At 45.9% G+C, this 6,551-nt stretch carries 6 protein-coding genes; all 6 read left to right on the top strand.

From position 1 onward, the window contains the following. Nucleotides 1-56 precede the first annotated feature (56 nt). The 6 genes from BN587_RS00570 to BN587_RS00545 all read left to right on the top strand — a co-directional run bounded on the left by BN587_RS00570 (nucleotide 57) and on the right by BN587_RS00545 (nucleotide 6,235). On the top strand, nucleotides 57-932 hold the full coding sequence (locus tag BN587_RS00570; protein ID WP_021719228.1) for an NgoMIV family type II restriction endonuclease: 876 nt from the start codon (nucleotides 57-59) through the stop codon (nucleotides 930-932). 139 nt (nucleotides 933-1,071) lie between these two features. Then, nucleotides 1,072-2,478 carry an aminopeptidase gene (locus BN587_RS00565; protein WP_021719227.1) on the top strand — a complete coding sequence of 469 codons (1,407 nt, stop codon included), beginning with the start codon at nucleotides 1,072-1,074 and terminating at the stop codon, nucleotides 2,476-2,478. Further along, entirely contained in the window at nucleotides 2,475-3,164 is a 690-nt protein-coding gene (locus BN587_RS00560; protein WP_021719226.1) for a hypothetical protein, read from the top strand. The genes BN587_RS00565 and BN587_RS00560 overlap by 4 nt, the downstream gene beginning before the upstream one ends. A gap of 379 nt (nucleotides 3,165-3,543) precedes the next feature. After that, the gene (locus BN587_RS00555; protein ID WP_303684764.1) at nucleotides 3,544-3,771 is read left to right on the top strand and encodes a hypothetical protein; all 228 of its coding nucleotides are present in this window, start codon (nucleotides 3,544-3,546) and stop codon (nucleotides 3,769-3,771) included. 159 nt (nucleotides 3,772-3,930) lie between these two features. Beyond that, complete coding sequence (gene murA, locus BN587_RS00550) at nucleotides 3,931-5,196, top strand: UDP-N-acetylglucosamine 1-carboxyvinyltransferase (RefSeq protein ID WP_021719224.1); 1,266 nt, start codon at nucleotides 3,931-3,933, stop codon at nucleotides 5,194-5,196. Between the two features lie 13 nt (nucleotides 5,197-5,209). Beyond that, entirely contained in the window at nucleotides 5,210-6,235 is a 1,026-nt protein-coding gene (locus tag BN587_RS00545; protein WP_021719223.1) for a rod shape-determining protein, read from the top strand. Nucleotides 6,236-6,551: the final 316 nt, after the last annotated feature.

Here is a 6,551-nt window from a genome sequence, read left to right as displayed (position 1 = left end):
TTTCCCCCCGCCAGTTGCTATGGCTGTTGGAAAAAAAATAAAGGAGTGTTTAGAGCATGGAAGCATTGATTGAAAAAGCCAGATTTGATTTTCATAAGAGATTGTTTGAGACTAATACCTTAAATTTAAATAGTAAAGGAGTAGTGTCTAATGCTGATACTAGCAGTAATTCTTCTAAGAAAATAGCAAGAAAAGTCATAGACATTCTGGTCGAAGAACAAAAACATAAAATTAATGTATCTGAAAAAATAAATGGACAAACACTTGGGAAACAATTTGAAGTACTAACTATGGAATTTTTGAGTAATACATTTCCTCAATTACAAAATTTAAGGCCGGGAGCATGGCATATATTACAATTAGGAAATAATAATAGGCTTAAAACTAGTGATTTTGAGCAATACGAGCATTTGGCTTATTTAAGTGAATTAACAGCTGAAAATGCTAGACTAGCAGCTGCTTTAGGAAATGATTATTTAGTAGCGCCAGATGTTGTAATATATAAAGACTTATTGGAAGACGAATTCATCAATATAAAACAAGAAATAGTTAGTAATAATGTTTGCAAGATGACAGATGTTAGAAAATCTAATGGTGGTAAACCTGTTTTGCATGCAAGCGTATCAGCAAAATTTACGATGAGAAGTGATAGAGCTCAAAACAGCAGGACTGAAGCCTTAAATTTGATTAGAAATAGAAAAGGGCATTTACCTCATATAGTTGTAGTTACAGCAGAACCGTTGCCCAGTAGATTAGCTTCATTAGCATTAGGTACAGGAGATATTGACTGTATGTATCATTTTGCTTTGTATGAATTGATTAGAGCAGTCAAAGAAGTAGGAAGTGAAGATGCTAATGACTTATTGGATACTTTAGTTAAGGGAAAAAGGTTAAAAGACATTTCTGATCTTCCTTTAGATTTAGCTGTCTGATAGTCATAAAATAATTTTTCGTAGCTAACGCCGATTGTATACATTTCCCTTCCTCTCCCCAAATAGTGCTATTTGTGGTATTATTTACATAGTGCTGTTTGGCACTGCTTACTAAAGCTTATACAAGGAGTGATAGATTATGACAACTGCAAAGGAATTGCAAAAGAATTTAACATGGGAATTCCTCCATATCGCTAAAAAGAATGTTGCTGCCAAAGAAGCAGCGTTTGCATACTGCGAAGGCTATAAGGAATTTTTGGATACAGCAAAAACAGAGCGCGAATTTACCGCCAAGGCTGTAGAAAAGCTGGCTGCTGCTGGCTATGCTCCCTTCGAGGAAGGCAAGGCATATAAACCCGGTGACAAGGTTTACTTTGTTAATCGCGGCAAATCTCTGGCTATGTCCACCTTCGGCACCGCACCGCTGGAGGCAGGCGTGCGCCTGAACGCTGCGCATATCGATTCTCCGCGCCTTGATTTAAAGCCGAACCCGGTATACGAAAATCATGAGATGGCATATTTTAAAACGCATTACTATGGCGGTATCCGCAAATATCAGTGGGTAACTGTGCCTCTGGCTATGCATGGCGTGATTATCAAAAAGAACGGTGAGCTGGTGAAGGTATGCGTGGGCGAAAATGCCGGTGACCCGGTATTCTGCGTAACCGATTTGCTGCCCCATCTGGGCGCTAAGCAGAACGAGCGCAAGCTGGGCGAAGGCATTAAGGGCGAGGAGCTGAATATTGTTATCGGCAGCCTGCCTTTTGTTGACGAAAGCGAAGAAGAGGACGTTAAGGACGCTGTGAAGCTGAATGCGCTGGCTCTGCTCAACGAAATGTATGGCATTACCGAGCATGACTTTATGCGTGCGGAAATTGAATTTGTGCCTGCAACCAAGGCGCAGGACGTGGGCCTGGACCGCAGCCTGATTGGTGCCTATGGCCAGGACGATAAGGTTTGTGCTTATACCGCACTGACTGCGGAAATTGATACCAAAGCACCGTACTACACCACTGTTACGGTTTTGGCAGATAAAGAGGAAATCGGTTCCTACGGCAACACCGGTCTGAATTCTGATTTCGTGCTGCACTATCTGGAGGATCTGGCAGCAACTCAGGGTGCCAACATCCGCAAGCTGCTGCGCAATACTACTGCACTTTCCTCCGATGTCAACGGTGCCTATGACCCGAGCTTTGCTTCCGTATACGAAGAGCGCAACAGCTGCTTTGTCAACAAAGGTCCTGTGCTGACCAAATATACCGGTGCGCGCGGCAAATCAGGCTCCAACGATGCCAGCGCTGAAACGATGGCCAAGGTTATCAGCATTATGGATGAGGCTGATGTTTTCTGGCAAATCGGTGAGCTGGGCGCTGTAGACGAAGGCGGCGGCGGTACCGTTGCTTTGTATGTTGCAGCTATGGATATGGATGTAGTTGACCTTGGTGTACCTATTCTGTGCATGCATTCTCCGTTCGAGCTGAGCTCTAAGCTGGATGTTTATTACACCTATAAAGCATTCGCTGCTTTCTTGGAGAGCAGCAAATGAATACCCTTAACGAGCTTTCGCAGGCAGAGAAAAAGCAGCGTATTTTAGTTTTATGTAATGAGAACGAAATTGCCGGCTTGCAGGCACAGGGGCTGCCTGTGAGCTGTGAGGACAGCCTGCTTTCAATGCAGCATCTGAAAATGGCACGCCTGGAGGCAGAGCGTCGCCATAAATTGAATGAAGGCTTACAGGTTTTTACGATTACGCCGGAGCCTGTGCAGGCGACGGAAGCGGAGCGGGCGCTGATTTACGCTATGCTTGTGCGCTGCCGTAAGGTTATCAGCTGCCGTGATAAGCTGGAGGATATGCTGAAATTTGACGACCGCGAGGGCTGGGCAGCTTATAAGCAGGAGTATGAAAATAAAGTGCTCGATGCGTATAAGGCTACGTGGCGTGACGCAGAAGTCTATCCTTATAATATTATTGATAACATCAAAGAGTACAATAAAAACGAAAGCTATATTTTAAAGCAGCTTTACTGGCATCTGGCAGAGCGTACGCCGGGCGTTGTTAATGACGGTGATGCCGAGATGATTAACGAGCTGCGAAAAATGTTCTGCGATTTGAGCGTGAGCCTTTTGCAGGCCGATGTGGTTGTAGTTAGCGAGGGCTTGGAGGATGCAGAGCTTTTGGCTTTGGCAACCAAATTTATGTGGCACGGTGAGGCAAAAGTAGAGCGTTTGTGAGTGCAGGAAGGCTTGCCCTAAAAAAATATAGCAAGTCATGTCGCAATAAACAAAACACCCGAAGTCGTAATGGCTTCGGGTGTTTGCGCATATTTATAAATAACTTTTGATATTCCAAAGCAGATAAAGCGGCAAGCTGACGGTTTTCGTATCGTCAGAATCGTTAATGCCGATGTTTTTGCGTTTTTCATATGAAAAATGTACTCGCAAGCACAAAGTTCATATGAAAAACGCAATTTTAGCTGCAAAGTTCCTAGGAAAAACGCAAACGAACGTCATCAGCTGGTTTTTGTGTTTTGTCACACATTTTTCCTTGCATATTAAACTTGCTTATAGTAGACTATAGTATGTAGAATTAGGCAAGGCCGCAAACTTCCAGATGAGAAGAATTTTATATATAAGTAAGGACGGTGACTGTAAGATGGCTGATATCGTAGAAAGTCTGGCAGGAAATAAAATGCTGATGCTGAAGCAGGATATAGCTTTTTTGCGTAAGCGTCTGTCAGAATGCACTGATGAGGATGCTAAAAAGGCTATCCGCCGGGAATTAATGGAGAAGGAAACCTATTATAATATTTTAGCAGACCGCCAGCGGGTGAATTTCTGAGCCGGAAGCAGTACCGGCTTTTTCTTATAAGGCCGGGCGGGATGCGCCTGTGGCAAAATTTTCCGGATTTTTATTAAGTCTTGAAAAGTGCCCGTGTTTAATGATAAAATATTTGTTACGGAAAAATTTTTCCGACTTCGCATATGCAGGAGGGTTATTTTGGAAAAACTAATTGTGAAGGGCGGAAACCGCCTCGTTGGTGCAGTTAAAACCAGCGGTGCGAAAAACGCTGTACTGCCGATTATTGCAGCTTCTATCCTGGGAACTACCCCAAGTCATCTTGATGAAGTTCCGATGCTGGAAGATGTGCATACTATAAGTGAAGTTTTAAAATGTCTGGGACTGTCCGTGGAATGCAGTCCGGAAAAGAATGTGCTGGATATCGACAGCACTGAGATAACCTCGTATGAAGCACCGTATGAGCTGGTGCGCACTATGCGTGCGTCCTTTCTGGTAATGGGACCTTTGCTGGCACGCATAGGTAAAGCGCGTATTTCTATGCCCGGCGGCTGCGCTATCGGCGCCCGTCCGATTGATATTCACTTGAAGGGCTTTGAGGCCTTGGGTGTAAAAATCGAACAGGGACATGGCTATATTGAAGCAAGTGCTCCAGAGGGACTGAAGGGTACCAGCATTTATTTTGATTTCCCGAGCGTAGGTGCTACCGAAAATATTATGATGGCAGCATCCTTGGCTGAGGGTACTACTATTCTGGAAAATGTTGCTGAGGAACCGGAAATTGTTGATTTGGCCAACTATCTGAATAAGATGGGTGCCAAAATCCGCGGTGCCGGTACAGATACTATCCGCATTGAGGGTGTAGACAAGCTGCATGGTGCAGACTACACCATTATTCCGGACCGTATTGAGGCAGGCACTTATATGATTGCTGCTGCTATGACCGGTGGCGATGTTGTGGTGGAAAATGTTCTGCCAGAGCATCAGAAGCCGCTGATTGCCAAGCTGCGAGAGGCTGGTGCCGTGGTTGAAGAGGATATTGACAAGGTGCGCGTTATCGGACAGAATCCACTGAAGGCTGTATCTATCAAAACTCTGCCTTACCCCGGCTTCCCGACTGATATGCAGGCGCAGATGATGGCGATGATGGTTATTGCCGAGGGCCGCAGCAAGGTTACGGAAACTGTTTTTGAAAACCGTTTCATGCATGTGGTTGAGCTGAACCGTATGGGTGCGCAGATTTCTACCGAAGGACGCAGTGCTGTTATTGACGGTCCAAGCAAGCTGACAGGCTGCGATGTGCGTGCAACCGATTTGCGTGCCGGTGCCGCTATGATTCTGGCTGGCCTAGTGGCTGAGGGTACGACGCGTATCGGTGATTTGCACCATATCGACCGTGGCTACGAGAACATTGTTGCTAAGCTGAAAAATCTGGGTGCGGATATTGAACGTGTAGATGTAGATTAAGGAGATATGACTAATGTTTAAGAGTATGGATATCGGTATTGATTTGGGTACCGCTAACATTCTTGTTTATGTCAAGGGTAAGGGCGTTGTCCTGAAGGAGCCTTCTGTTGTGGCTATTGACAAGGTGCGCAACAAGGTGCTGGCTGTGGGCGATGATGCCAGAGAAATGCTGGGACGTGCTCCCGGCAGTATCGTTGCTATCCGTCCGCTGAAGGAGGGCGTTATTGCGAATTATACGGTAACGCAAAAGCTGCTGGCTTACGTTATTGAGAAGGTTGCGGGCAAGAGCCTGTTTTTCAAACCGCGTGTTATGACCTGTGTACCTATCGGTATTACTTCGGTAGAAAAGCGTGCTGTTATGGAGGCTACTACCCAAGGCGGTGCTTCCAAAACCTATCTGATTGAGGAACCGCTGGCTGCGGCTCTTGGCGCCGGTATTGATATTTCCGTACCGCGCGGCAATATGGTTGTTGATATTGGTGGTGGTACTACTGATATAGCTGTGCTGAGCCTTGGCGGTATTGTTGTTGATTCTTCTATCCGTATCGGCGGTGACCATTTTGATGAGGCTATTGTGCGTCATGTGAAGAAGGTTCATAATGTGCTTATCGGTGAGCGTACTGCTGAGGAAATCAAGATGAATGTTGCTACTGTTATTACTGATGGTCGTCATGAGTCTATTACTGTGCGTGGCCGTGATATGGTTACCGGTCTGCCGACTACCTTCAGCGTAAGTTCTGAGGATTGCCGTGTGGCGCTGGAGGATGCTATTGCTTCTCTGATTGCTACCGTGCGTGGTGTTCTGGAAAAATGTCCGCCTGAGCTGGCTGCGGATATTGTTGATAACGGTATTTATCTGACCGGCGGCGGTGCGCTGCTTGATGGTCTGGCTGAGATTATGCAGCGTGAGACCGGTATTACTACACATATTGCCGATGATCCGTTGGAGTGTGTTGCTCTTGGCACCGGCAAGGCGCTGGAGAATCTGGATAAGCTGCATCCGGGTACTGTTTATACTGCGTCTAATCTGGTTGATTAATTTTGGGGAGGAGCTGCCGTTGGCAGCTCCTTTTGTGTAGATGTGAAGGAGAATCTTTAGCGTTCTGCCGGCCTTCTTGCCTGCCCCTTGGGGAAGGTGCTGAGCGAAGCGAGGCGGAAGGGGGCGAAGAGGGGACTGTGAGCGTCGCAATTAAATATCGTTCCAGTCAGCAGCAATTTTCCCGTGCCATAGGGCACAACGCAAATTTCGTGTGGAACCAGGACGAAGCTTCGGTAAAATTTGACAGACGGTAACAGAAAGTTACGTACCCTTGCTTCTATGGTTCCAGACACTCATTTGCTAAAATTGCTATTCC

Origin of the sequence: Phascolarctobacterium succinatutens CAG:287 (genome assembly GCF_000434895.1) — a bacterium.
GTDB classification, from domain to species: Bacteria; Bacillota; Negativicutes; order Acidaminococcales; family Acidaminococcaceae; genus Phascolarctobacterium_A; species Phascolarctobacterium_A succinatutens_A.
The sequence above is the reverse complement of the archived record's forward strand: the minus strand, read 5'-3'. Positions and strand labels throughout refer to the sequence as shown.

What these genes read in the sequence shown, in the direction of transcription:
- BN587_RS00560 (WP_021719226.1), top strand. Translation starts at nt 2,475, where the DNA reads ATGAATACCCTTAACGAGCTTTCGCAGGCAGAGAAAAAGCAGCGTATT.
- BN587_RS00555 (WP_303684764.1), top strand. Translation starts at nt 3,544, where the DNA reads ATGAGAAGAATTTTATATATAAGTAAGGACGGTGACTGTAAGATGGCT.
- BN587_RS00570 (WP_021719228.1), top strand. Translation starts at nt 57, where the DNA reads ATGGAAGCATTGATTGAAAAAGCCAGATTTGATTTTCATAAGAGATTG.
- BN587_RS00545 (WP_021719223.1), top strand. Translation starts at nt 5,210, where the DNA reads ATGTTTAAGAGTATGGATATCGGTATTGATTTGGGTACCGCTAACATT.
- BN587_RS00565 (WP_021719227.1), top strand. Translation starts at nt 1,072, where the DNA reads ATGACAACTGCAAAGGAATTGCAAAAGAATTTAACATGGGAATTCCTC.